The organism is Okeania sp. SIO2F4 (genome assembly GCF_010672385.1).
GTDB lineage: Bacteria > Cyanobacteriota > Cyanobacteriia > Cyanobacteriales > Microcoleaceae > Trichodesmium.
Window position 1 is genome coordinate 1 of record NZ_JAAHGT010001262.1, and the last position, 2,053, is coordinate 2,053.

1 protein-coding gene is annotated in these 2,053 nt (G+C 32.9%); it reads left to right on the forward strand.

What is annotated here, in order from left to right; translation table 11 throughout:
• On the forward strand, positions 1–1,288 hold a 1,288-nt coding region (locus F6K22_RS39515; protein WP_483244204.1), incomplete at its 5' end, for a P-loop NTPase family protein.
• Positions 1,289–2,053: the final 765 nt, after the last annotated feature.

Sequence of the window (2,053 nt, forward strand, 5' to 3'; positions counted from 1 at the left end):
CGATCTAGTCAGAAGTGAAAAGATTCGTCAGCAAATTAGAAATAGATTAGAAAATTTTCTGTTGGGTGAAAAACCGATTATTGCTGATGGGAGTCGTTTACATTTTATTTCTGCTCAAGCTGCTTTAGATGGAATTTTAGAATGTGAAGAAAATGAATATTTGACCTACTTTAATAATTTCACGCACTCGATAGAAAAGTTTCTGACTGTTGAGCGGGGTGCTGTAGAAATTCAGCAAATTTTCACTAAGATTAATGCTTTGATTTCTGAAGGAATAAAAGCATTAGAGCAAGCCGAAAAAGTTTTAGATGGTAAGGTGTATTTGTCTGTAGAGGCAAAAGTAGAAGTATTGAAAAAAATAGAGGATGCTAGTGGGCGAGATGTGAAAATTTTATCAACTACTGAAAAATTAAAAAATAAGAGTATTAAACAAGCTGCTGAGGCTTGGAATAAATGGGTAGAAGGATTAGGCTATCGCCTAGAGAAAAAAAGTTATGAATGGTGTTCAGAACATTCTCTTCTCTGGGATAAGGAAAAAGTTCTCAAAGATTATGCGGAAGGATTTGCAAGTTCTCTGGCAACTGAATTAGAAAACTGGAGTAATCGGGAAGTTAAAGAAATTGTGGTGAATAATTTACAAATTTTAAGCAAGGAAGTATGCCAAAATCTAGAAGTTATTAGAATGGATTTACAGGCAGTAGATTGTCAAATAAATTCTAACTTGAATGAGCAATTTGATTTGGCAATTGAAAATATTAAAGCAGATGGATTAGATATCTCTTCAATAACTAAGTTAGGAGAAAATTATGATGATAATAAAAGAGGTGGTTTATGGGAAAATTTAACATTAGGTGGTTTAACTGCAGGTGCTTTATTTATGTTTACAGGAGTAGGATTTTTACCCATACTTTTAACTGGAGGTGCTGTGGTTTTGATTAGCTCATTTTTTGGCATGAGTCCTGATGATGAGAATCCAGAAATAAAAATTAAACAGCAAGTTTATGATGCCTGTTTTCAGAAGTTTGATAAATCTACTGCGGAAATATTTAATCGGATTTGTGAAAATGTTGCTGAAGTTTTCTACAGTCAGTTTAAATCAGCAAGTAAAGTGATTGAGCAGGCAATATTTCTTTACGAAAATCTCCTAGAACAAGAAGACAAAGCTCACCAAGAAACTCAGGAACAATTAAAGTCACAGAAAAATATCATCGCCGAAAAAAAACAGCAACTTACAGAAATAAAAAAGAAAATTGAAACAGTTATAACTAAAATTATTGACAGAAAATAAACTTCTCTTAGTTTATAAAAAATGAACAGATAAATCTCTATTTAGTCAAGGCAAGTAATACCGTGTCACCGAAGTTAAAACTCCAAATCAAAAAGTCAGAGGATATCAACTTATAGCTTTCTTTTAAAGAGCATTATTTTTGATAATTTGCAATCAGCCAAACCCTAGTAAATATGCTATATTCAAAGACTGTTGCTTATAAAAATACATAAATAAAATGTTTACAAAACCTACCATTGTATTTATAGCTAAGAAAGAATTGGTTAGGACATAGACTGATGATGAATCTTAGACTAGGAAATGTTTTTTCAACTGTTCCCAGTTAAGTGTTCCCTGCTATAGTATCCTGGTATGCGAAAAAAACCGCATCGATACCGAACATATCATCAGTTTATTAGCACAAGGCGATCGCCAGGTAACAAGAAAATCTTGTTAAAGAAATTTTCAGGTAGTAGGTTTTAGGTTGTAGATTACTGAGAGCTTTACCTACAACTTCAAACCTATTACCTTCTACACATTAGGTACACTCTGCTCAAATACTATTTATATCAAATAATCATTGATTATGAAAACTTTCTAGGCTTTTTAATTAACTTTGCCCAGTCTAAACCCAAATGCTAGAGCTACAAGAGAACCAAAGCTCACGGGGTGACAAGCTAGTTGAAAGCTATATATAGAGACGAATTTGCGTTCGGGAACTGAAGAATACTTCAACTAAAATCAAACTCTTATTGAGAATGAATGAGGTGTAGTGCGTTAGAAGAG